The organism is Providencia sp. PROV223 (genome assembly GCF_028479245.1).
GTDB classification, from domain to species: Bacteria; Pseudomonadota; Gammaproteobacteria; order Enterobacterales; family Enterobacteriaceae; genus Providencia; species Providencia rettgeri.
Genome location: NZ_JAMPNG010000007.1, coordinates 166614 through 189108 on the forward strand (window position 1 = coordinate 166614; position 22495 = coordinate 189108).

27 protein-coding genes are annotated in these 22495 nt (G+C 38.3%); 18 read left to right on the forward strand and 9 right to left on the reverse strand.

All coding sequences use genetic code 11. The features are described from left to right. Positions 1-141 precede the first annotated feature (141 nt). The 3 genes from PR767_RS10700 (at position 142) to PR767_RS10710 (ending at position 3709) form a co-directional block, all read left to right on the forward strand. The gene (locus PR767_RS10700) at positions 142-1383 is read left to right on the forward strand and encodes an integrase (RefSeq protein WP_267748433.1); all 1242 of its coding nucleotides are present in this window, start codon (positions 142-144) and stop codon (positions 1381-1383) included. Between the two features lie 210 nt (positions 1384-1593). Then, positions 1594-2478, forward strand: coding sequence for a hypothetical protein (locus tag PR767_RS10705; protein WP_267748432.1), 885 nt, complete (start codon positions 1594-1596; stop codon positions 2476-2478). Positions 2479-2812: 334 nt separating this feature from the next. Further along, positions 2813-3709, forward strand: coding sequence for a LysR family transcriptional regulator (locus PR767_RS10710; protein ID WP_272520306.1), 897 nt, complete (start codon positions 2813-2815; stop codon positions 3707-3709). Positions 3710-3760: 51 nt separating this feature from the next. Here PR767_RS10710 and PR767_RS10715 read toward each other — a convergent pair whose 3' ends face one another. The 4 genes from PR767_RS10715 to PR767_RS10730 form a co-directional block, all read right to left on the reverse strand. Beyond that, a complete protein-coding gene (locus PR767_RS10715; RefSeq protein WP_238563053.1) occupies positions 3761-4750 on the reverse strand; it encodes an aldo/keto reductase in 990 nt (329 codons plus the stop codon). Positions 4751-4788: 38 nt separating this feature from the next. Then, the gene (locus PR767_RS10720; RefSeq protein WP_036959030.1) at positions 4789-5640 is read right to left on the reverse strand and encodes an aldo/keto reductase; all 852 of its coding nucleotides are present in this window, start codon (positions 5638-5640) and stop codon (positions 4789-4791) included. A gap of 130 nt (positions 5641-5770) precedes the next feature. Next, a complete protein-coding gene (locus PR767_RS10725; protein ID WP_238563054.1) occupies positions 5771-6835 on the reverse strand; it encodes an alpha/beta hydrolase in 1065 nt (354 codons plus the stop codon). A 48-nt stretch (positions 6836-6883) separates the two neighbouring features. Continuing rightward, positions 6884-7474 (reverse strand): flavodoxin, encoded by a 591-nt coding sequence (locus PR767_RS10730; protein ID WP_238563055.1) that lies wholly within the window; start codon positions 7472-7474, stop codon positions 6884-6886. A gap of 632 nt (positions 7475-8106) precedes the next feature. On the opposite strand from PR767_RS10730, the gene PR767_RS10735 reads away from it, so the two are divergent. Together PR767_RS10735 and PR767_RS10740 are read left to right on the forward strand one after the other, a co-directional pair. After that, entirely contained in the window at positions 8107-8970 is an 864-nt protein-coding gene (locus tag PR767_RS10735; RefSeq protein WP_238563056.1) for an arginase family protein, read from the forward strand. An 88-nt stretch (positions 8971-9058) separates the two neighbouring features. Continuing rightward, entirely contained in the window at positions 9059-9631 is a 573-nt protein-coding gene (locus PR767_RS10740; RefSeq protein ID WP_238563057.1) for a TetR/AcrR family transcriptional regulator, read from the forward strand. A 133-nt stretch (positions 9632-9764) separates the two neighbouring features. Here the strand turns inward: PR767_RS10740 and PR767_RS10745 are convergent, their stop codons facing one another. From PR767_RS10745 to PR767_RS10755, 3 genes are all read right to left on the reverse strand, one after another. Continuing rightward, on the reverse strand, positions 9765-10439 hold the full coding sequence (locus PR767_RS10745) for an inovirus Gp2 family protein (protein WP_272520307.1): 675 nt from the start codon (positions 10437-10439) through the stop codon (positions 9765-9767). Between the two features lie 255 nt (positions 10440-10694). Further along, the gene (locus PR767_RS10750) at positions 10695-12188 is read right to left on the reverse strand and encodes a YfjI family protein (RefSeq protein ID WP_272520308.1); all 1494 of its coding nucleotides are present in this window, start codon (positions 12186-12188) and stop codon (positions 10695-10697) included. A gap of 23 nt (positions 12189-12211) precedes the next feature. Beyond that, a complete protein-coding gene (locus tag PR767_RS10755; protein WP_238563060.1) occupies positions 12212-12442 on the reverse strand; it encodes a helix-turn-helix transcriptional regulator in 231 nt (76 codons plus the stop codon). A 96-nt stretch (positions 12443-12538) separates the two neighbouring features. Here PR767_RS10755 and PR767_RS10760 point away from each other — a divergent pair, with 96 nt between their 5' ends. From PR767_RS10760 to PR767_RS10820, 13 genes are all read left to right on the forward strand, one after another. Beyond that, positions 12539-13897 carry a hypothetical protein gene (locus PR767_RS10760; protein ID WP_272520309.1) on the forward strand — a complete coding sequence of 453 codons (1359 nt, stop codon included), beginning with the start codon at positions 12539-12541 and terminating at the stop codon, positions 13895-13897. A gap of 10 nt (positions 13898-13907) precedes the next feature. Next, positions 13908-14246, forward strand: coding sequence for a WYL domain-containing protein (locus PR767_RS10765; RefSeq protein ID WP_272520310.1), 339 nt, complete (start codon positions 13908-13910; stop codon positions 14244-14246). Next, positions 14243-14419 carry a hypothetical protein gene (locus tag PR767_RS10770; RefSeq protein WP_211888282.1) on the forward strand — a complete coding sequence of 59 codons (177 nt, stop codon included), beginning with the start codon at positions 14243-14245 and terminating at the stop codon, positions 14417-14419. Before PR767_RS10765 ends, PR767_RS10770 begins: the two co-directional genes overlap by 4 nt. Positions 14420-14423: 4 nt before the next feature. After that, the gene (locus tag PR767_RS10775) at positions 14424-14897 is read left to right on the forward strand and encodes a hypothetical protein (RefSeq protein ID WP_196719363.1); all 474 of its coding nucleotides are present in this window, start codon (positions 14424-14426) and stop codon (positions 14895-14897) included. A gap of 150 nt (positions 14898-15047) precedes the next feature. After that, positions 15048-15536 carry a hypothetical protein gene (locus PR767_RS10780; RefSeq protein ID WP_247047605.1) on the forward strand — a complete coding sequence of 163 codons (489 nt, stop codon included), beginning with the start codon at positions 15048-15050 and terminating at the stop codon, positions 15534-15536. Positions 15537-15600: 64 nt separating this feature from the next. Beyond that, a complete protein-coding gene (locus tag PR767_RS10785) occupies positions 15601-16053 on the forward strand; it encodes an IrmA family protein (protein ID WP_272520311.1) in 453 nt (150 codons plus the stop codon). A 203-nt stretch (positions 16054-16256) separates the two neighbouring features. Continuing rightward, on the forward strand, positions 16257-16655 hold the full coding sequence (locus tag PR767_RS10790; RefSeq protein ID WP_196719360.1) for a PAAR domain-containing protein: 399 nt from the start codon (positions 16257-16259) through the stop codon (positions 16653-16655). Between the two features lie 6 nt (positions 16656-16661). After that, on the forward strand, positions 16662-17162 hold the full coding sequence (locus tag PR767_RS10795) for a DUF4123 domain-containing protein (protein WP_211888281.1): 501 nt from the start codon (positions 16662-16664) through the stop codon (positions 17160-17162). Continuing rightward, positions 17152-17490: a hypothetical protein gene (locus tag PR767_RS10800; protein ID WP_196719358.1), complete on the forward strand. Its 339-nt coding sequence runs from the start codon at positions 17152-17154 to the stop codon at positions 17488-17490. The genes PR767_RS10795 and PR767_RS10800 overlap by 11 nt, the downstream gene beginning before the upstream one ends. A 1-nt stretch (position 17491) precedes the next feature. After that, positions 17492-18256, forward strand: a complete 765-nt coding sequence (locus PR767_RS10805; protein WP_196719357.1) for a Tox-REase-5 domain-containing protein — start codon at positions 17492-17494, stop codon at positions 18254-18256. 14 nt (positions 18257-18270) lie between these two features. Next, positions 18271-18948: an Imm52 family immunity protein gene (locus tag PR767_RS10810; protein WP_272520312.1), complete on the forward strand. Its 678-nt coding sequence runs from the start codon at positions 18271-18273 to the stop codon at positions 18946-18948. Between the two features lie 213 nt (positions 18949-19161). Then, positions 19162-19869 (forward strand): Imm52 family immunity protein, encoded by a 708-nt coding sequence (locus PR767_RS10815; RefSeq protein ID WP_196719355.1) that lies wholly within the window; start codon positions 19162-19164, stop codon positions 19867-19869. A gap of 17 nt (positions 19870-19886) precedes the next feature. Continuing rightward, a complete protein-coding gene (locus PR767_RS10820) occupies positions 19887-20564 on the forward strand; it encodes an Imm52 family immunity protein (RefSeq protein WP_272520313.1) in 678 nt (225 codons plus the stop codon). Positions 20565-21354: 790 nt separating this feature from the next. Here PR767_RS10820 and PR767_RS10825 read toward each other — a convergent pair. Together PR767_RS10825 and PR767_RS10830 are read right to left on the reverse strand one after the other, a co-directional pair. Continuing rightward, on the reverse strand, positions 21355-21918 hold the full coding sequence (locus PR767_RS10825; RefSeq protein WP_272520314.1) for an RES family NAD+ phosphorylase: 564 nt from the start codon (positions 21916-21918) through the stop codon (positions 21355-21357). Between the two features lie 431 nt (positions 21919-22349). Next, a partial coding sequence (locus tag PR767_RS10830) for a lipocalin family protein (protein WP_196719012.1) occupies positions 22350-22495 on the reverse strand: 146 nt, incomplete at its 5' end.

The window sequence follows — 22495 nt, forward strand, 5'->3', positions numbered from 1 at the left end:
CTAACTCAATGAGTTGTGGGCTTTTTTTATGTCCTACACTGTCCTATTTTATCCCACCCAAGCTAATTCCTTTAGGCCCATTGATAGGCCCAACGAAAAGAACTAACATCTTTGTTGGGCCTAAACGCATGGAGATTTTTCATGGCAAGAAAAACTAAGCCATTAACCGATACCGAAATCAAAGCAGCTAAACCGCAGGACAAGGACTATCAGCTGTATGACGGTGATGGACTCACACTGCTAATCAAATCTAGCGGAAGCAAGTTATGGCAATTCCGTTACTACCGCCCTTATACAAAACAAAGGACCAAACAAAGTTTTGGGGCCTACCCTGCTGTCACACTTTCAGATGCTAGAAAACTTAGAGCAGAGTCTCGCTCATTACTGGCAAAAGATATTGATCCTCAAGAATATCAAAAAGATCAAATAAGAAACTCTCAAGAGGCCAAAACCAATACCTTTCAACTTGTTGCTGAACGTTGGTGGGAAGTGAAGAAGTCCACTGTAACAGAAGACTATGGTAACGATATTTGGCGTTCACTTGAACGAGATGTGTTTCCCGCCATAGGCGATATCAGCGTTACCGATATCAAAGCCCATATATTGGTTCAGGCAATACAACCAGTACAAGCCAGAGGTGCGCTAGAAACGGTTCGTCGCCTATGTCAGCGTATCAACGAAGTGATGATCTATGCTCAAAATACTGGCTTAATTGATGCCGTACCGAGTATCAATATTGGCAAAGCTTTTGAAAAACCCAAGAAAAAGAATATGCCAAGTATTCCCCCTGATCAGCTCCCAAAGCTCATGCAGACAATGCGTACAGCTAGTATTAGCCTATCGACTCGATGCTTGTTCATGTGGCAGCTACTCACCATCTCACGCCCTGCCGAAGCCGCGGAAGCCCGTTGGGATGAAATCAACTTTGAAGCTAATGAATGGAAGATACCTGCTGTTAGAATGAAGATGAACCGTGAACATACCGTTCCGCTATCTGACGCTGCTTTAGCCATCTTAGAGCTAATGAAACCACTCAGTGGCAACCGTGAGTTTATCTTTCCTAGCCGTATCAAACCTACCCAACCTATGAATAGCCAAACCGTTAATGCGGCATTAAAACGTGCTGGGTTCGGGGGTGTGCTTGTTTCACACGGCCTTCGCTCAATAGCTAGTACCGCACTCAATGAGCAAGGCTTCCCTCCTGATGTTATCGAAGCCGCCCTCGCCCACGTTGATAAAAACGAAGTTAGACGCGCCTATAATCGCAGTGACTACCTAGAGCAAAGACGCCCCATGATGCAATGGTGGGCTGATTTTATTGAATCGGCTGATAGGGGAAGTATTATTGAAGGCGGGATAAGAGGGATATCGCTAGTTGGGTAATTTGTGTACCAGTTCGAATTTGAACTGCACTATAATGGTACAGAGCTATGCATCGTCTAGATGTCAGCTTTGTGCCAGAAGCAGACACTCTTCAAATAAACGCACTGGGTGAGGAATTTCTTTTTTGAATTTCATTTAATGACTCATTGATTGTTTATAGTATTATCACCATCTTCAGAATGCTTAATTACTAAGGAGGCTATAAATCTAATGACTGGATTAATTCTTCAGAATGCCTTTCGCATAGAGTCATTGAATGCTAGAGGTGAAATAGCGCTATTCCGTGCATTTATCCGCACTTTCGATTATCTTGGTTCAAATGCGCTGGCGCATGAATATCATGGTAATCGTTACCAAGTGACATTTACAGCTATGCGAGGTGCTGGGAGACAAAAACCACGTTGTGAATTATGCGATGTGATGATCATCCATTACCCAGAGGGAAACCCTAGAGCAGCACGAGTCACTTTTAATCAAGCGAAGGTCTCTTCTAACCCATTACAGTCTGCTACAGCGGTGTTTGCACCATACAAGTTTCGTGCAAATTTAGAACAGTGGGACTTATTATCAAATCGTCCTTTAATAAGAGCTACTTCATCAAAAATTAATCTGCCCGCCAATCTACTTTCTGGCGCCCTACTACCATCAGTGGGTACTTTTGGAGTTTTTTACCCCACAGGTCAGGGATTTGATTTTGCTTACTTTGTTGCAAATGGGCTTAGTCCATTGAATAACAACAATAATTCGTCGGGCACACTCCAGTGGAAAACAAAATTAGGGTGCGTTCGCAAAATTAACAATTATAAAGAAATAACTGCAACTTGCTGTATGTATACCTTTGGACAATCACTTGAATCTGGCTTGATAGGGACTCCTCTTCAGCAAATTTTAAATGTTTCAACTGAACCTGCTGAAATCCGAATCTGGTTGAGGAGCATGCTATCCTCACTCCAAGAAATGCACCCTGACTCTACTCTACCAAATGAGTTGCTCGAAGGGTTTGAGTTGATACGCGAAGAACCATCTAAGAACGTTGAACTATCAACTCCACGTGCTGTAATTTTGGTCAAAACTGGAAAGCCATTACTTTCGTAATTATTTTTGATTAATGGTAGGTAATTACTAATTTCCGCTTATCGCTCACAGCAGATCTAACGATCACTCAACCTAGCCGTTATGTGCCAGAAGCAGACATAATTCATTATTCATGGATTGAGCCTTAGTGTATCGTCACGTAAGTTAAAAACTCCATTAGGTTATAAGTATTTTTTCATAAACATCGCAAATTAATAATGCAGATACGAAAGACTTATCTGTAAAAATAGGTTATGAACATAAAAATAATATTTACCATAATGTATATTTACATCATGGTGAAATAGTTAGTTAGAAAGGACACAAAGCGTAAAGATACAAAAAGGAATACATTGTGCTTAAAGATAACTTTAATGAATTACAAATTTTTTTTGCTGTTGCGAGGGAGAAAAGCTTTACTAAAGCTGCGGCTAAATTGGGCGTTTCTCAATCCGCTTTGAGCCATGCAGTCAAAGCATTGGAAGAACGTTTAAATGCACGGCTCTTAACACGCACCACACGCAGTGTCGCGGCAACTGAAATGGGGGAAAAGATTATTGCTTGTCTTGAACCTCGACTGGCTGAACTTAATCACGAGTTAGAGGCAATCATTCAGCTTAATGGTGCGGCATCTGGCAATATTCGCCTTTCAACAGGGGAGCATGCAGCACGCAGTCTTCTTTGGCCCAAACTCAAACCGTTTCTACGTGCATACCCAGATATTAATGTCGAATTGGTGGTTGATAATGGGTTTGTTAATATTGTCGATGAAGGCTTTGATGCGGGGATACGTTTAGGGGAAAGTGTTGATAAGGACATGGTCGCCGTTAAGATTGGCCCTGATATGCGATTAGCGATTGTTGGTTCACCGAGTTATTTCGAAACTCAAGGTATACCACGAACACCTCATGATTTACAGCATCATCGTTGTATCAATATGCGACTGCCTACTGCGGGGGGATTGTATCATTGGGAGTTTGAGAAAGAAGGTAAATCGTTACGAGTTAGAGTGGAAGGGCAACTCACCTTTAATCTATTATCTGAACGAATTGACGCGGCTGTGTCTGGGTTTGGTATTGCTTGCGTCCCCGAGGATACCATTCAAGAGCCCGTTAAATCAGGAAAGCTGGTCCAAATTTTAAGTGATTGGTGCCCGGCTTTTTCAGGCTATTATCTTTATTACCCAAGTCGAAAACAGCACCCTCCAGCGTTTGCATTATTGATTGATGCACTGCGTTACAGTGAGAAATAGAGGCTGGTAGTGTGAGATAAATGTATTGATATCTACCAGCCTAAGATAAGTTTATCGATTAATTAGTGCTTGCAATGCAGCAGGATAGCGTTCTCCAACAATTTTAACTGTTTCCAGCGCATGGGCAATTTTTTGCAAATCGTTATTCGTGAGTATGACATCGACAGCATTTGAATTTTCCTCTAAACGATGCAGTTTAGTTGTGCCCGGAATAGGAACAATCCACGGTTTTTGTGCCAATAACCAAGCCAGTGCAATTTGTGCTGAAGTCACGCCTTTCTGGCTAGCGAGGTCAGCTAACAAAGTAACCAGTTGTGCATTCGCCTCTAACGCTTCTGTATTGAAACGTGGGACTTTGCTACGAAAGTCATCATCTTTAAATGTGGTATTCGCATTAATTGCCCCAGTTAAAAAACCTTTTCCTAATGGGCTAAAGGGAACAAATCCAATGCCTAATTCTTCAAGCACAGGTAATATTTCATCTTCAGGTTCACGCCACCAAAGTGAATACTCGCTTTGCAGTGCGGTGACAGGCTGAATGGCATGCGCCCGGCGAATTGTTTGAGCGCTGGCTTCAGAGAGGCCAAAGTGCTTTACCTTACCTTCCGCAATCAAATCTTTTATTGTGCCTGCAACATCTTCAATCGGTACATTTGGGTCAACACGGTGTTGATATAGAAGGTCAATAACGTCAGTTTTCAGCCGACGTAATGAACCTTCGACAGCTTCACGAATATGCTCTGGGCGGCTATTTAAAAGCTGGTGTTTGTTTTCATTACTGCAATTGAAACCAAATTTTGTTGCAATAACCACGCTATCTCGAAAGGGTTTTAATGCTTCGCCAACCACTTCCTCATTCAAGAATGGCCCATAGACTTCTGCGGTATCAAAAAAAGTGACCCCTCGTTCGACGGCTGTACGCAACAATTCAATGGCTTGACGTTTATCTGTGGCTGGACCATAACCGTGACTTAGCCCCATACAACCTAATCCAAGCGCAGAAACTTCAAGTTTAGAATTACCGAGAAAACGTTTTTTCATGATTTATGTCCTGATCATTAATTAGATTGTTTGCATAACTAAACATCTAGTTTGCGGCCAGCGAGCCATTCAACCATTGCAGGGTCGCGGTGTGAGAAAAATGCACTTGTTGCCGTATCCATTGCTGCGATTTGTGTCATTTCATTATCGGTTAGAGTGAAATCTAGAATGTTTATATTTTCTACCATTCTGGTTTTACGAACTGATTTAGCCAGTGACACAATGCCTCGTTGAAATAACCAGCGCAGAACAACTTGTCCAACACTTTTGCCGTATTTTTCACCGATAGCGATGAGTTGAGGATGCTGAAATAATCCATTTCTACCTTCAGCAAAAGGCGCCCAAGCCTCTGGTTGGATATTTTTACTCTGCATCCATGGTACTGCATGTAGTTGCTGATTAAATGGGTTAACTTCAACTTGATTGACCGCAGGAATAACTTTATTAAATGCAATAAGGTCAGCTAATCTGTCTGGATGAAAATTGCTGACACCAATTGCCCGAATTTTTCCAGCTTGATAAAGTTCTTCCATTGCACGCCACGCACCGTGGACATCGCCATAAGGTTGGTGGATAAGGTAAAGATCAACATAGTCGAGTTGCAGGCGACTTAATGAACGTTGAAATTGCGCTTTTGCCCCTTCGTAGCTGGTATCCTGTAGCCACAACTTCGTCGTAATAAATAAATCTTCTCGTGCTATTTGGCTCTGTTTTAATGCATTCCCGACTTGAGTTTCATTTTGATAGGATGCAGCGGTATCTATTAAACGATAACCGGTTTCAAGCGCGTCAATAACAGCGCGTTCACACTCGTCCGCATCTGTCATCTGAAAGACACCGAAGCCTAACAATGGCATTTCAACCCCATTGTTTAATTTGACCGTTTGCATAATACACTCCTTTTTATTTTCGTTAGAATAAAGCATAGCGTAGATTTATTGATTAGATTAGAGGCTATAATCTTCTAGAGCTTATGAACAGGATTCATAAATAATGATTCTTGCTCACAATAAGCGTGAATTATTGTAGATTTTTTTGTTCAATAAATTGGCTAACTAAATCTGCAATTTGAGTATTATTCAGATCCGAAAAAGGAAAATGTGTATTTCCTTTAATACCCACCTCTGGCAAATGGATAACGGTCACATCCCCACCATGTTGATTAACCACATCTCGCCATTCTCTTGCCATAGCAAGACGTACCCTCCAACTATCTTGGGCAGGCATAGTGATAGGCTTATCGGGTATATTATCCCCATAGAAAATGATAATGGGGATTTTGGTAAGTGCCATGAAATCGTCTATTGGAACTGGCTCCCCCTTTAATGTATCAAATGCACTTGGCATTGGTGCTGGTAATTCATTTTCAGGAAAAACAAATCCGCTGCCAGGTTCAAAAGCGACAATCGCTTTGACCTTATTGTTTTTTATTGCGGTATACCAGCCGGGACCGCCACCTTGTGAGTGTGTGAATAAAATCGCTGGGCCTGATTTATCCACTACAGCGGATAAAGCATCAGAAATAACATTCGTGTCAAAAAGCCCCGTGTTGGGGGTCATTTGGCGGAAATATTGATTTAACGCTTCTTTATCGTGAGAGAACTGCACATCTTTAAAATACTCAGGCCAGATACCGACGCGAAATTGATTGAACCACAATTGTTCATCAGGTTGTGGTGTTACCGTTCCTTCAATCATGCTTCTACCTGCATTACCACGGCGTGGTTGGTCAACAAGATAGGTTGAGAAACCTCGGCGTAAGAAAATATTTTGAAAGCCTTCTCTACCATCAGGTGTACTTTGCCATGTACGAGATGATTGACCTGCACCATGGAGCATGATGAGTGGATATTTATGTGGATTTTCGGGAATTTGATAAAAAACCACAGCATGATCGCCATGATAAGTTTGCCCTGCAGGCTCTAGGGGTTTTTTAGCATTGAACGTGCCTGCAGCTGTCGTGATGGAGCCACCTGCTGCAAAGCTGCCTTGCGCTGAAATCACTAAGGGTTCAGCATAAGTAGGTTGGGTTATTATTCCGCCCGCCATCATACAAAATAGCAGTAAATTTAATCCTTTCTTCATCTTTATTTCCTTTTGATTCAGTACAGTATAATTTTTAAATGATTAAAATTAGCTTACACTAGAAGCTAGCCATCCGATTACGATTTCTGTTGTTCTGCGCTCTTGGCCACACTCAATAACCAGTGGTGTGACTCTTTGCGCTAAGGGTGCTAATTCGGCTAACACATCTTCACTGTCGCCTTTGCCATAGCCCCCATGAGTAATAAAAGGGATAAGCTTTTTATTAGTAAAATTGTGCGTACTCAGAAAGGTTTGGACTACCGGTGGGATGCTAGTTCCCCAAATGGGAAAACCTAAATAAATTGTCTGATAATATTCGAGATTGATGACATTATTTTTTATCGCGGGTTTTATTGCTTGCTGGCGTTCTGTTTGTGCTTGTTCAACGGTTTGAAAATAATCTTCTGGATAAGCGATTTCAGGTTCAATAACAAAAAGATCAGTATGTAAATTACGATGGATCACACCCGCAATCACTTTTGTGCTGCCACTTCTTGAAAAATAAGCAACTAAGGTACGGCTATTTTTTGAATGACTTTCTGTATTCGCTAGCGCTTTAGGTAATGTAGCACTCACTAGGGTTAATCCGGCTAAAGCCGTTAATAACTTTCGTCGATTAAAACCATGTTCATCAGGCATGATCTATCCTCTTATATAAATAGTAAGGAGAATGCGGGTTACGGATGTGTATTTTAGCCCAGAGAATATCAGCATTAGTGGTATTAATAATCGAGGATAATTTGATAGAGTCTATGAATTTAATTCATTAATAAAATAATGTGGTTAATATCTGTTACCTCATTTCTTAAGATAGCCAAACTCTCGCTAGATCTTATTTTGAATCTAATAGGGGTTTTGATTATCACAAGCTGTGATTCCTTAAGCTTTATGTTAAAAATCAAAGTGATAGTTACGAAGAATTATCTATAGGGTAATAAAATTAAAACACTAAACTTCATCTTCAATATTTACAACGAAACAATAAGTCATTCACGATTTCAGACCTGCCGCGCAATCAGAGGCAGGATTAATTTTCCAGATACTCTAATCAGATGGCAATTATAGGTCTATCAGGGCTGTTTATCAGCCCTGTGCCAGAAGTGGACGTTGGTTGAAATTAGCTTGCAAAGATACTTTTCCATTTCATTAACTAAACTTGCTGCCCTGCTTGCGAAGCAGTAACGATTACTCGATAATGAATGAACGTTCATTCATTATCGAGTAATAATTTAAAATAAATCAGCCGTTTATAAAACAAGTATAGGAAAATTATGACCAATAAAACGCTCAGACTTTTATTTCCTCAATGGCAAGGTGGCAATAATCCGCCCTATTATCTTGGTTCGCTTCTTCTCTCGTATCTTTCCCCCGAATCTGATGGGCCTTTTGAGTCAGTTCCGGTTGATGAGCCCACAACTGAACCACAGGACGAGGTGGATGGCATTACGGCTAAACCTCAAATTATCAAACAACTCGACAATGCAACCACTCTGATAGAGAAACATAATCCTGATTCAATTGTCGTTTTTGGTGGCGATTGCTTGGTATCACTGGCCCCTTTTTCACATCTACTCAATAAATACGGTGATAAACTGGGTGTGCTCTGGATTGACTCTCATCCTGATGTGCAAACTGCAAAACAATATCCAAACGCTCATGCCCATGTTCTTGGTGCACTTATTGGAACGGGTGATAAAGATTTAGTTGCTCATGTATCCACCAGACTCAATCCCTCAAAAATAATGATTGCTGGTATCCACGCCCCACTGGTTTATGAAGCTGAATATCTGGCTAGTCATAGCATTGCGACGATAGGTCCTGAAAAGATTAAAAACGGCGCGAAAGACGTCACGCAATGGATCGAGAGGGAAAATATTGAATATCTTGCAATACACATTGATCTGGACGTTCTCGACCCGTCACTTTTTCGTTCGGTTCTTTTCGCCCAACCAGGCAGAGGAGAACATGACTTTGGTGACGTCGCAGAAGGTAAACTATCCATTGAGGATGTTCTAAGCTTAATCGCTCAAGCAACATCAAAAGCGGAGCCTGTAGGCCTTACAATTGCCGAACATTTACCCTGGGATATGCTGAATTTGAAGAATATGCTCAGTGCGTTGCCGCTTATGAAGTGATATCAGATTCTGGAGTCAGAGTTCAATACTGGCTCCAGGAATAAAAGTGCGTTAAAGTCTGGGGACTGGATTAAACATAATAGTCAACATGTTAAAGAAAACCGAAACCTACCATAAGCTGATTACTGCTGCTGCTGCCTGCTTTGCAGAAAAAGGCTTTAGTGCGACAAGTGTGCGTGAAATTTCGATCCGGGCAGGGATCAGTCAGGGGGCGATGTACACGTATTTTAAAAGCAAGGATGATCTCATCAAGGCAATCGTTCTTGAAGAGCAGAGTTCAGCGCTGGCAGACCATAATGCTCCATCTAAAGGCTCGTATTTCGACCACCTTTGCGCGCAGGTTACTTCATGCATAAGCGATGTAGGTTACCCCGTTACGCATCAACTGTGGGTTGAAATAATGGCGGAGTCTGCACGGAACACTGAATTGCAGAAAACGTATATATCCAGTGATACCATCATGCGGCAAAGTATTGCGGGAATTATCGCAGAAGGTATTGCAGCTGGAGAGTTTCGCCGGGATATTAACCTTGAAGAAATCACTATTATTCTTTTTGCCTTTATTGATGGTTTAATCGCACGCAAGGCTATAAATGCATCCTTCTCTTTCAACCGAGACCTACCAATGTTTTTTGAGCTGATGTCAAAATTATTGAAATAATGCTGAACAGCTTTAGTCAACGTGATAGCTAATGATTCACAAATGTCTGCTTTTCGCTCAGACCAGACTGTCAGACATAGTTGTGTGCGATCAACAAGGCCTGTCAGTTCAAGTCTGAGCTAATACCTTCCAATCAAACCTGACTTGTTCCAAAGTTTCGATAGCCAGTATTGAATTCCTTGGTATACACTTTAGCCAGGTACGTTATTCGTGATAAGAAATAAAGGTAATTGTAATTTCGATTCTGAGCATCTCGTCTATCAAATCTAAATGAATGGTTTTCATGAAATTCAGCTAGTGGTGCATAACAAGGAAACTCAAGCTCCAATGCACTACACCATGCCTTCTGAATCCTTATAGCCATATTATTAGCATCACTATTTGTATAATCACCTAAGTATCGATAAGCTTCGCCATTGAACAACAAAACTACGTGATAGTGATAATGTTCACTTTCCTTGCGTTCCTTTGCCCAAATGTAGGCTGGTAGCGTCGGCTCACCAGCTCTTCCTGAACGTTTGTGGTCTGCACGAAGCTGACTTTTCAATGACTCTATAAACCGAGTAATCGCTTTTTCATCTACCCGCTGGAAACATAAAGGTAAATCGGGTTCATCTTGAACATGATCTTGTGCAAACCTTAGATCTGTACGAATAGCGAATATTCGGTTATGTTTTTTTAAACTTTCATATATCACTGCTAACGATTTACATAAGATAGCACCATCAATCTCAGAGCCATATTGATTACTAGCTTCTAAAATCAGATTATTTAATTCAGTTTTAGTTAATTCATATAATGGCATCATAATATCTCCACCAATATCAATCTCGTATAACCCAATAACAGGTAATTCAAAAATTACTCATGCGTATAACTTACAGCTCTATTAAGAGTTATAATCAATTGATCTTGTTATAATTTATAATATGTAATATATATTACATATACCAATGTGAATAAATAATAAACTTACATAGCAATATTGCTTAAAGTCGCTATACGCCTAGGCTCCAAAAAATATTACCCAGTAAAAATATCTAAAATCACTCTGAAGTTATATTTATATTTTTAACTTACTCAATCCAAAGCATGCATATTGGTCTATAGGTAAATTAATTCTTTTTGCAAGCTCTATTGCTTCCATTTTTGCCCCTATAAATCTGATATAGCTTTTCCCCTCACGCTCAACTTGTTGAATCATATCGTTATCTTCGAGCTTTTTTAAAGCAGGAATTAAACGATCCGAACGTCTAAGACAAAATGGTCCTTTTTTGATGATATCATTTCGCCTAAAATCATAAGATCCATTGCTCACTAAGTGATCTTCTAGCCATAACACCAATTTTTCTGTATCGCTAATTTCCCTAAAGTAATCTACTTTTTCAATAAAGTGATTAAGATACCACTCAGTAATATGTAAAGCGGATAGTAATACTTCCTTAGTCACTATGGTTGAATTTGGTGTTATAAATATTTGCATCACTGCGGCTATTCTTGATGCATGTTCCATAAACCGTGCGGCATAATCATCATATGAGTATAATTCCCCTCCTATTTTCATCATTTCTTGTACATTTATTTGATATTCATCCCATATTTTTTGAGCTTCTGGTTCAAAAGTAATACAGGTACGCTCTTCATTTCGTTCTCTACGTTCAATTCCTGCTTTTAAATGTTTAACTAGAATAGATGAGAAATCATTGAATACAAATTCATCAGGTTGAGCTAGAACACTGATATCTGCTAAATATGGAATGTTATCTAAATCAACTATTAAGCAGCGAGGTAAAAAGCCTGACGCCCGAGTCTTTTGCCCTTTAGCATCTAAATACTTGTCAAATAACATTGGTTGTAGCAATAGCACTATTCCAAAGCGAGCATCTTTAATTGTGAAACCGTCACTAGATGCCCTAGTGACGTTTTTTGTCTCTCCACACCAAAGGGCATTTAACAGGGGGGTTTTTCGAAATAAACTTCCATCAAACAATTCCCCTGCCTCATCTGACATAAGCATCACTACTGGATATCCCAAACCTAATTCCTTTGCGAGCCCTTCACTCGTTGTATCGTTAATTATTAATCGTTTTCTAACTGGTTTTACTGGTCTTTCTGAGATGTGTTCATTCAATTCATTTTCAGCCGTATTAGCATCATCCCCTAACTTCAAAGCTGCTTGGTATTTTTTATTGTATGCACTAAAAGCACTTTCCCAGATCATATTCCCACGTTCATAGGTGTCTTTTTCAGCATCAAACTCTTCCTCTAATTTTTTATCTATTTGCACAAAATCTTCCGTTAACAAGCGGTATACTGTTGTTTTTCTCATTCCAGACCTAGCAAGTACGATGCTAAAGATAGATACTGGATGCTGTATTCCACCTTTATATTTGACATCGAACATGTCCTGACAGGACTGAGCCATAACGCCCAACATTGTCGGAAAAATAATCTCAGCTGCTGCGCCTGTTTTAGCATGGATCTCAACAATCAAATCTTGAAAATATTTTGGTAATACATCTAGCTTGAAGCACAGTTCTTTTTTTTGTTTAGACATTTCATAACCCTTTATTAATTTAACTAAGCAATTCGTGAAACTAACCATTTTTCAATAGATGTGTACTGCCATCCCACAGATGCCGCACCAAGCTTGATAGGCTTAGGGAAGTCTTGGTCGTAGTATTTCGACCGAGGATTGAGCTTTTCATAAATACTTGATCTGGATATGCCAAGCATTACCGTTAACTCTGTCATTCGCAGGATACGTATAGGTGAGTTTGATTGATTTACATTTTCTTTTGGATTCAGCATTTCGTTCTCTCTTATCAGCTTTGTTTACATACTTCGACTTTGCCATAAGTTATGACACAATGTTGTCTACAAAAATGGAGAGCGATAGGAAACGAAATGCAGCCACATATATTTTCAAATCTAATGTTAAAAGTTTATGAAATTCTTGAACTTTTTCCAAAAGGAATAAATAGAAGAGATATTCGTGAACATACAAATTTTTTATCCCATCAATATTTTTTTACTGATGGTTATGAATCAATCATAAATACTATTGATCTAGGCCGAGCATTAACTATCGAAAAGAGGAAGGATATTTTTTTTCGGTATGAACAATTATATAACAAGCTCATTAGCACCGAAGCTCTGACAGATATGACTCCGAGTGAAGTTGTTCGTCGATATGCCCAATTAGCTATACCAGCAATTATTGCTTTAGATATGCATATGACGTTAAATTATTCAAGCAGAAAAGATATAATTCATTTTTATAGACCTATACGTAATTTTTTTCGAAGTAAGCACTATATCAATAATAACGATAATTCTTCAAATATCTTTCAAGCTGTTAAAGATTATCTTAGGGAATATATAGAAACACTTCAATTCAATGATAAAGCTGAACTAAATCATATTCGCTCATATATTAGAAAGATAACAGCAGAAAAAAATCAAAAAACATCGACAATTAGGCAATTAATTAAAATTTGCATATCAGATTCAAAAGATAATGGAATACAGTGTGATGACCTTTTTGATAAATTAGAAACGACATATACATCTTTGAATTATTTATTAATATTTCATAGAAAAACAAATTGGACAAATTCAGTTTCCATGGAATATTATAAAATAATTAACAATGACATGTACTTATCTAGTGTATTACCGTTACTGAAAATGTACTTGTACACCTTCGAATATAGTGAGCAATTGTTACATGAATGTACAACAGCAATTATATATAACTCTTATGTTAGATCAAAAAAAATCATTTCACTTAAAACTCATCTTTTTATAATTAAAAAAATAAAAGATATTGTTTTTGATCACGAGAAAACAACATATTATTCAGAAGATGAATTTACTAAAATAACCATATTCCTTAATCAGAATAAAGACACCCCCTTTTTAGCTCCATACTCTAATTTTTTTATGGCCCTCTGTTTATTACGTCATGAAAAATATGAGGATGCTTATCAGCACATTCAAAAAATATCTTTAAATACATTACCTCTTGGTTATCTAACATCAGCTATCTCAATTATTAATTTATCACTAGCAATACAACTAAAAAAGAAACCCATAAAAAATGGTACTTTCATTCCATTAATTAACCCTATATTATCAAGCCAAGGTGTATTTACAGAACACCTCCCTGCTCCGATTGTTTCCGGGGCTAGACAGCCGCTTACTCGGGTTACTGTTAACCCAGCAGCCCCATGCACCTTGTTTGATTTGGCATCACGCCCATAAGATTTCGGCTTTGCATGCCGACCATTTCTATCAATTGGTGTATGCCATTACCAGTAAGCAATCTATTAGCTTACTCACGTCTGAACGTCGTTTTAGTCCACTACAACCCTATCAACTGATTTACCGTGAAGGCCAGTGGTATTTACTGGCTGAATATCACCAGCAAGTGCATGTCTTGTTGTTGGAGGATATCCAGCAAGTTCAACCACTCAATACCCCCTTCACACCGAAACATACAGTGATGCAACTGTCACAACAAAACAGTTTTATCGCTGCCTTACCGCATTTTCGATTGATATCACAAGTACTTACCTCTCTTCCATCACACAAAGAAAGGAGCCGACCATGACGTTATTAGCCCCACTAGCATCGCATCCAACCCATTGCCCGCACTGTTCTTCTGAGCAAGACATCATTGCATGGGGCTCGGGCTGGATATGTCGCGATTGCGGTCACGAATGGATCATGCCCATTCAAAGTCACCCTCACACTGTGAATTCATCATCACATAAGGAAGCTTAAAAATATGAACACCATTTCACACTTACAACGGGGCTTAGAACGCATCGCTATTGTTATCAGTATTTTGTTATGCCTTTGGATCACTGGCGTATTGTTAACACACTTCCAACTTATCGCTCTCATCATGAATCCGTATGGGATCACATTGATGTACTTCGTTTTATATCTCTTGGCTTTGGTTACCCCACAACTCTTGGCGCAATTAGGCTTGTGGGTTTTGAGCGCCTTTAAGGGGATTGATTATAAAATCCATTTCAGCCCCAAATTAGTTACCATTATATCTACCATCATTATCGGATTAGCCCTCTCTAGCCTACTGATTATCATGTCATCCGGTTGGCTATACGGTTTTACTGAAGGTATCGCCACCACGATATTGCTGGTTGATTTGCTTATCGCCACTGGTATTGCCTTTTATCTTCATCGACGAATTCGTCACTGGGTTTCAGTGCAACTAAACCGTCAGTCATCACATTAACCATGATCAGCAATTTTTGTTGTGAATGCCTTATTCACCATTCACCAGATAACCATCGAATACGCCATATCAGGGAAAACCAAGCACCCATTAGACGGTGTTCATCAAGCGTCAATCTGACGTTTCTATTTATATTGATAGGAATTTATAATGAAAAAATATGTAGTTGTGGCTGCATTAGCCTCACTGTGGTTGATGACATCACCCGCCTCTGCAACCAGCCAGCCCCCTGAAAATACCATTTGGGAATATAAAGGCGATGGCGGTAAAACCTTATGGCAAGTATGTGGGAGCCAAAACAGTAGCTGTAGGATTGTGGGTTCAACCAAGCATTATGTTGCTGTACTAAATCATAAATCCGCGTCAGGTTGCGCATTTGGTGATTTTTATATTGTGGCAAGAACTGACGGAAACTGGCAACAACGCGATACAGGCACTTGTAGCCCTAACGCTTATGTCCAAAAAGGGTACATTAATAACGGGCAATATTCGTCAGTTGACATTGGTGTCAACGGTACTATCGTCAAACGCTATCCGATAGGTTATTGGAACCAGCAAAAAGAATTATCAGGTAAAAAACGCCCACGTTGGAAAGAAAAAGACCGCACTAAAGGCGGATTGCAAACCAACCAGCAATAAATAACATTCTCGCTACCGTAAGTGACGGTAGCGAGGACGAGAAAAGATAACTAAAGGTAACGTAATGAATAAGATAAAAAGCCTATTTGCGATGAGTTTATTAGCAGTCAGTGCATTTAGCTCAGCTGAAGAGCAACAGCGTTATGCGAGCATCACACATACAAGTTCAAACTTTATTAACCAAGGCTACTGTGGTTATTCATTTACACTTGATAATGGCGGTAGCCATATGGTTTTAGACCACGCTGAATTTGGCGCACTTGAACTAACGCTACGAATGAAAGATGGGCAAGGAAAAGTATTAGGGGATACGGTACTGGAAGTGGAACCTTTTGGCGATTCTAGCGCAACTCGTGCCGCCTTTGCAGGACTGGAAATACCCTGTGAGGATGTCGCTGAGTTTGAATTGGTTAAAGCGGTGGAGGATCAGAATGGACGTAAGGTTGAATTGCCGCTATCGATCTTTCAGGCCAATAATCCAGAGCTGGCGAAGATGTCGGTAGCTGGGGGAAAATAATCATTTTTAGCTATCTATCAAAGAAACATGTGGCAGATTGAAAGATCTGCCATTTTTTTACCATATATATACCATTACCCCACTAATTATTTATGATAATAACGAAATAAAAACCAATTAATTTTGTTAGATTTTATTTTTATATTGTAAATATTACTTAAGTATAAAATAATGCTGATATAAATTTTATCGTAGGGACAATTATGGCAATAGGATATTTTTTACGGGTTGGTGATAGAACAACCTGCGGAGGACAAATATTAACGGGAGACAATACCATGCAGTGGTATGGTGTTGCTGGTGCTCGTGAAGGCGATATGGTCAGTTGTGGCAAACATTCAGGAGCATACAGAATTCTCGGAGGTGTAAATAGTGTGTGGCTTGAAGATAGAAAACACGCAGGAACACTTGAAAGCTTTAGCTCTTGCCCTTGTCATGCACGATTTATTAACTCAATTCAGGATTGCTATAGCGATGAAAGTGGGGCTGCCTCTCCAGAAACAGCTTCAACTATCTTCCCTGCTATAACGAATAAAATTTGCATTAGTTGCTTAATGAAAGCAGGTGAGTCTGGGCAAATGCTTGTCGTTCGAGAAGGATAATGATAAATGCATAATCAGCATCCTATTTTTAACTATTTTGAACACTATCCTGATGCAAAGCATTATTGTTTAATCTGTGGCCTGCAATATGAACGTTACTTTGACGAAGAACTTCAAGATAAATTTGGGTCAGCAAGTCCTTTATTTAGACAGGGATCAGATACTGAAATAGCATGGGCTGGCCCTTGGCTGATTGACGTGACAAAACGATATGATTTACTTGCAGATTTAATGCAATTGGAAAACGAATCGCCAGCGCTGTCATGGATAGTCAGTGATTCATCGATTAATAAATTAGCTATTTACTTCTCTGAACGACTTAATGTCAGTTTACCCAATGGCAAAACAGCCTTATTTCGGTTTTATGATCCTCGTGTGACGCACAATATGCCTCAAGTTCTCACATCCGAACAATACCATGAAATAACTATCCCACTCATTGCGTGGTATTACCGTTTTGAAGGACGATTTTATGCATTACAAGGAGGCGGTTTAAATGCAGTTTAGCGAAGAACAATTAAAAAAAATCCAAAATATTGAACAGAGTGATTATGTGACTCAAGTGAGTACTGATTTTTATCAACATCATTTGGATAAATTACAAGACCTCGAAACATTGAATAAACGTTTAGAATCCGCATTTCAATATGTTCTCTCCCTCGGTTTCACTCAAGAACCATTAATTCGGTCATTTTTATTTTACGAGGCTTGCTGCCCCAACTTTCATTTAAAGCCAGAAATTAGAAATATGCTTGAGGAAAAAAATCGCGTGCCAGAGCAACAGTATCAAGATTTTTTACGGATAGCCATGAAATTAATTGAATGGAGAACTTAGCATGCCAATTCCATTAATAGTTGCAGGCGCAGGTTTAATGACTCTGGGCGGCCTAGCCGCAGTGACACAAGAAGCCTCAAAAATCGGTTTTCCCTCTTCGTCAGGTAGTGGAAATGATGATTGGGGAGATACGAGTTATGGAGATAGAATTCGTGAATATGAAAGTATTGCGATTGGCGGTGAACTTGGTGGTGACGATCCTGATAATAAGCAAAGAGGCAGCCAAGGAGCAGCCGCAGGCGCTGTGGCAGGTTCATCAGCAGGGGTAGCCGCAATTGAGTCGAGTAAGGGGTGTAAGGATTGCCCTGCTATTCCTTATGTTATTCCTCATGAAAGAGAAATAACAAAAACAAAGACAATGGCAGCTTTTGAATATCAATCAAAAATATGTAAAAGCCCAATAAGGACGGTTGATACTCCTAGTGGACAATTAAAGTATATTGACGAATGGCAATGTACAGTCCCTGTTCCTACTAGAACTAAATTTCCTTGTGTTGAGTTTGATGGCTGGGTGCCCGAAGAGTGTAATTTTATTGAAACGAAAGATAACTTCGACTTTGCATTTGATAAAGATGGAAATGTGAAGCCCTTTTTTAAAGGTGGAGGAAAGCCATTTAAGCAAGCTTCAGAACAAAATTGGTTATGTAGAGTTCCATTTAATGGGAAATCGTATTCTGACTGGCATTTTTCCCAGCAAAAAATGTATAGATTTTGTACTAAAATATTCCAGCAGCTATCGCAAATTAGAACACATCATACAATTTAATATAGGGCTAAATGATGAATTTAAATATTGAAGTAGATATTAAATTAAATGACAATGTAACGAATAGTACTATTATTGAAATATTTCAATTTATGCTTCAATTCTCAAAGAAAATAGCATATGCCGATCCTGAAGTTTGGTATTTTTGTGGGGATTCACAAGAAGAGGCGATGAATTACAAGGCATTTGAAAATGGGATACCAACTGATTTTTTTAAGAATGAATATAATTTCAATAATATGGAAGCTATTTGGGCTGGGGATGATAACGCATTGGTTATAATTAACAATGGAATTAGCTCTGTTTATAAACTTGAGTTTGACTTAAGAAGGGTTGTTAATTTTAATTTTGATATGTTGACCAATTTTATATCTGAAAGTGCGATTAAATTTGATTTAATAGATATTAGAATAGATACAAATAACTATTCATATAATCAAAATAACGTATTCCCTGACAGACTCCCCGTTGGCTGGATGCTTTATCTCAATAAAAAAATAACCCAACAGCAAGTACCTATGGCTGCTGAACTTATTGACATTGAAAATAAAAAAAATAGCGGTACGTTGATTATCAGTACCGACCATGTGTTTGATGGTTCAGATAAAGACGACATCAAAAAAGCCAATGAGATAGAGATTCAACTAACAGCATTAGGGTTACTGCCGTTGATACGGGAAATATATAGTTAAATAAATTTAATTGGCAACCTTGAATAATCGGTTTCCCCATCTCACTACCTCAGGTAGTAATGATGTGAGTGGGGAGACCCGAATTACAACAATAAGGTTTGTGAATATAAAAGTATTCTTTATTGCTACTGGCATTTTATGCACGCCAAAAGCGCTAGCTAGTTATTTAAAAGTGATATTTACAAAGCATTTCACACACCTTAAGGACTAATTATGAAGATCTCATTAGATATAGAAATCTACTTAAATAAGGAAAGTTTTTCAATTCCTGATGTGGTAAATGACTATTTGTTTTTTTCAAGGTTTATAAATGAGATTGCAGGTCAGTCTAGCTGGTACCTTACTGGAAGTTCAAAGAAAGAAGCACTTGAGAAGAAATTCATTGAAAATAATAATATAAACAAGGATATCGAAAATAAATTTATTGATAAGCTCACAAAATCATCTCCTATTTATGGCTCAGCGATCTGGGATGGAGATAAAAATAGTATACAAATAAGGAACTATCTTTCCGGGAGTTTTGATAATTATAAAGTTATATTAAATTTAATACTAGAAGTTCAACCTGAATTGCAATATAAGATTAAAAATTCAATATTAAATTTAATAATAAATGATTATAACTTCCCTAAAATGTTAGTTCACACAAACGAATATCGCTTAAATGAAAATAACGTTTTTCCGGATAGACTCCCCGTTGGTTGGATGCTTTACCTAAATAAAAAAATCATGCAAGAACAATTACCTATGGCGGCTGAACTTATCGATATTGATAATAACAAAAATAAAGGTACTTTGATTATCAGTACTGAGCATGTATTTGACGGCTCAAATAAAGATGATATTAAAAAAGCTAATGAAATCGAAATACAGCTAACTGCGTTAGGGCTACTTCCACTTTATACTGAAATTTACAGCTAAGCGTAAAAAGGGAAGAGATGGATTTATCAATTAGTTTAGATATCGAGCTACATGAAGAAATGTCAATTCTCCTATTAATTGATATTTTTAGTCATATGATTTTAACATGTGAATCAATTACTAATGAAAAAGAGGACTCATGGTATTTAACAGGCGATACTATTGAAGATGCATTAAAAAAGAAAGCCTTTAATCAAAACACACCAACCAATTTATTAAAGGATATTCCTTACTTTGATTGTATGGAATCAATATGGGCTAATGAAAACAAGGCATTGAATATAAAGTATACCAGTTCTGGATTAATCTATAATCTTGAGTTTACTATTGATGATATTAACTACATCAAAAAAAATGCTGTAATAGAGGCCATAAATTATTATTTTAGTGCCTATAAAATCGTTTGTATGCGGATTGATACTAATGGATATAGGTATAATAAAAAAAATGTTTTCCCTGACAGACTCCCCGTTGGCTGGATGCTTTATCTCAATAAAAAAATAACCCAACAACAATTACCTATGGCGGCTGAACTTATTGATATTGAAAATGAAAAAAATAACGGTACTTTGATCATCAGTACCGACCATGTGTTTGATGGTTCAGATAAAGACGATATCAGAAAAGCCAATGAGATAGATATTCAATTAACAGCATTAGGGTTATTGCCTTTAGTCAAGGAAATTTATAGCTAATACTGTAAAGAGAAATAGAGTAGTTCTATAAACACTGAATCTACAAAATTCTCGTTAATCTCTTACTTTATGTTAAGATGGCAAGCTAGATTTTGAGCCTGCCATCAAAAAAAACAGTAAAATAAACTTTAGGCCCAACAATAGGCCCAAATTAAAAGTTGAATTGGATTTTATTGATTTAAAATCAATGCCATACAAGCCTGATTCAGACTCTTCCAGCCTAATTAATTGATTTATAACGGGTTTCAAACCATTTCATGTTGAAATTGTGCTGTAGGATGTACTGCATGACGACATTAAAGCTCTCCCACTACCTCTACTATCGAACCAATACATGATAGTTTCGTAAAACCATCCCGACCATTAGCCTTAATCTTCAATAGCCAATATAATCACTGGCAAGCCCTATATTCAGGAACCACGGAAACGGTCAAGGAATACATTGTCTTTTTCCAGCAGCAACTTAGGTTATTAGTCAACGCATGGCGGCAGCGTGAAATAGATGATTTTCATCTGAATATTGATAAGAGAATTGATGAACTCAGACGGGGGCTTACAAACTATTTCACCTCAATCATTAATGGAATTACCAATAGCTTGCAACTACTCAATAAATATCAATTCAGCTCCCTCACAGGGAGTTGAATTCAAAGTAAATATCAATAACTATTTATTATTCAGTTTTCTTAAAAGAATTAGGCTTTTTTACCATCACACTAAATTAATTATCCTTTGCTGAAATATATAATAGTTTTCATGTTAAGCCTTGCAAACATAAAAACATGATTCATTAGCTAGAAGTCTTATACCATGCATTATTTACCTGTTCGGCAATAATATTTATCGTTTTTACCTGATAGGGAGCACAACTAACTACATCGACCGAATCTAAATCAGATATTGCGATGTTATAGCCCTCATCTCCGAAATGGCTTTTATATGCTATTGCATCATACCCAGCACTGCGAAAAAGCTCAGCCAGTATTTGAGTCGGTGCGTAATTAGCCTTATCATCCGACCGCGTAACTGGCGTTGAAAATGCGTTATCAATATCAGTCCAAACAGCTTTCTCTTTCTGTTGTGCTGTAAGCTCTTTTACACCGAGTATATAACTAAAAATAGCCCCAGAAAGTGAGGACTTACCATGACCAAGCGAAAGATCGAGTACCCTCAATGGAGATAAAAGTTTGCATGTTGCTAAAGAAACATTAGCACCGACCCAAGGCCGCACTTCAGAAATCGCAGTCCTTACTGTTGTACCTACATATAGCACTGGAATGCCTGAGGGATTTGCACGCCCTTCTTTGGCTCTATCAACCAAAGGCTTCATACGAGAAGCTCTAAAACCTAACATATCCTCTTCGATCCAGTTGCCATCATTATCGGTCCTATCACAAAGATCTATACCAAGCTGAGCCCTGTAAAAAATGCTCCCCCTCTTTCAACTCACGATCTCGTCCCTTGATTGTAGCTAGAACAGTATCAAGGAATACATTCTGCTCTTTACTTAAGATGTAACGGCTAGTCTTGCGAACATAGTCTGCGAATTGTGAATAACTGTCCTAACAAGCAAACTCAGACTGATGAATTAAATTCTTCTTACTAACAGCCATATACGAACCCGCTAAACAAAATTTCTGTTTGTAAATTTCTCAGTCTAATGCATATTATTGATTCTGTTAAATCCCCTATCTATTCAATTGATGTGAAACACAAATAACCGACTCATTTAACATTAATAGCTTCAGTAACCAACACTGTAAAGCTAATCACAAGGAATAAATACTATTGGAATATCAATATTCTTTGCCTATCAAAACCATGGTTACTTGCAAAACTAAGGTATTCATTTAATAACTCTGGTGGCATAGTTGGAGTACGTGATAGCACCCATAGATAATCTTTATTAGGTCCAACAACTAATGAATATT

What these genes read in the sequence shown, in the direction of transcription:
- PR767_RS10745 (WP_272520307.1), bottom strand. Translation starts at nt 10,439, where the DNA reads ATGATGCCATTATATGAATTAACTAAAACTGAATTAAATAATCTGATT.
- PR767_RS10720 (WP_036959030.1), bottom strand. Translation starts at nt 5,640, where the DNA reads ATGCAAACGGTCAAATTAAACAATGGGGTTGAAATGCCATTGTTAGGC.
- PR767_RS10785 (WP_272520311.1), top strand. Translation starts at nt 15,601, where the DNA reads ATGAATAAGATAAAAAGCCTATTTGCGATGAGTTTATTAGCAGTCAGT.
- PR767_RS10735 (WP_238563056.1), top strand. Translation starts at nt 8,107, where the DNA reads ATGACCAATAAAACGCTCAGACTTTTATTTCCTCAATGGCAAGGTGGC.
- PR767_RS10715 (WP_238563053.1), bottom strand. Translation starts at nt 4,750, where the DNA reads ATGAAAAAACGTTTTCTCGGTAATTCTAAACTTGAAGTTTCTGCGCTT.
- PR767_RS10700 (WP_267748433.1), top strand. Translation starts at nt 142, where the DNA reads ATGGCAAGAAAAACTAAGCCATTAACCGATACCGAAATCAAAGCAGCT.
- PR767_RS10815 (WP_196719355.1), top strand. Translation starts at nt 19,162, where the DNA reads ATGAAGATCTCATTAGATATAGAAATCTACTTAAATAAGGAAAGTTTT.
- PR767_RS10725 (WP_238563054.1), bottom strand. Translation starts at nt 6,835, where the DNA reads ATGAAGAAAGGATTAAATTTACTGCTATTTTGTATGATGGCGGGCGGA.
- PR767_RS10800 (WP_196719358.1), top strand. Translation starts at nt 17,152, where the DNA reads ATGCAGTTTAGCGAAGAACAATTAAAAAAAATCCAAAATATTGAACAG.
- PR767_RS10705 (WP_267748432.1), top strand. Translation starts at nt 1,594, where the DNA reads ATGACTGGATTAATTCTTCAGAATGCCTTTCGCATAGAGTCATTGAAT.
- PR767_RS10740 (WP_238563057.1), top strand. Translation starts at nt 9,059, where the DNA reads ATGTTAAAGAAAACCGAAACCTACCATAAGCTGATTACTGCTGCTGCT.
- PR767_RS10795 (WP_211888281.1), top strand. Translation starts at nt 16,662, where the DNA reads ATGCATAATCAGCATCCTATTTTTAACTATTTTGAACACTATCCTGAT.
- PR767_RS10775 (WP_196719363.1), top strand. Translation starts at nt 14,424, where the DNA reads ATGAACACCATTTCACACTTACAACGGGGCTTAGAACGCATCGCTATT.
- PR767_RS10790 (WP_196719360.1), top strand. Translation starts at nt 16,257, where the DNA reads ATGGCAATAGGATATTTTTTACGGGTTGGTGATAGAACAACCTGCGGA.
- PR767_RS10825 (WP_272520314.1), bottom strand. Translation starts at nt 21,918, where the DNA reads ATGTTAGGTTTTAGAGCTTCTCGTATGAAGCCTTTGGTTGATAGAGCC.
- PR767_RS10760 (WP_272520309.1), top strand. Translation starts at nt 12,539, where the DNA reads ATGCAGCCACATATATTTTCAAATCTAATGTTAAAAGTTTATGAAATT.
- PR767_RS10770 (WP_211888282.1), top strand. Translation starts at nt 14,243, where the DNA reads ATGACGTTATTAGCCCCACTAGCATCGCATCCAACCCATTGCCCGCAC.
- PR767_RS10780 (WP_247047605.1), top strand. Translation starts at nt 15,048, where the DNA reads ATGAAAAAATATGTAGTTGTGGCTGCATTAGCCTCACTGTGGTTGATG.
- PR767_RS10805 (WP_196719357.1), top strand. Translation starts at nt 17,492, where the DNA reads ATGCCAATTCCATTAATAGTTGCAGGCGCAGGTTTAATGACTCTGGGC.
- PR767_RS10730 (WP_238563055.1), bottom strand. Translation starts at nt 7,474, where the DNA reads ATGCCTGATGAACATGGTTTTAATCGACGAAAGTTATTAACGGCTTTA.
- PR767_RS10820 (WP_272520313.1), top strand. Translation starts at nt 19,887, where the DNA reads ATGGATTTATCAATTAGTTTAGATATCGAGCTACATGAAGAAATGTCA.
- PR767_RS10755 (WP_238563060.1), bottom strand. Translation starts at nt 12,442, where the DNA reads ATGCTGAATCCAAAAGAAAATGTAAATCAATCAAACTCACCTATACGT.
- PR767_RS10750 (WP_272520308.1), bottom strand. Translation starts at nt 12,188, where the DNA reads ATGTCTAAACAAAAAAAAGAACTGTGCTTCAAGCTAGATGTATTACCA.
- PR767_RS10810 (WP_272520312.1), top strand. Translation starts at nt 18,271, where the DNA reads ATGAATTTAAATATTGAAGTAGATATTAAATTAAATGACAATGTAACG.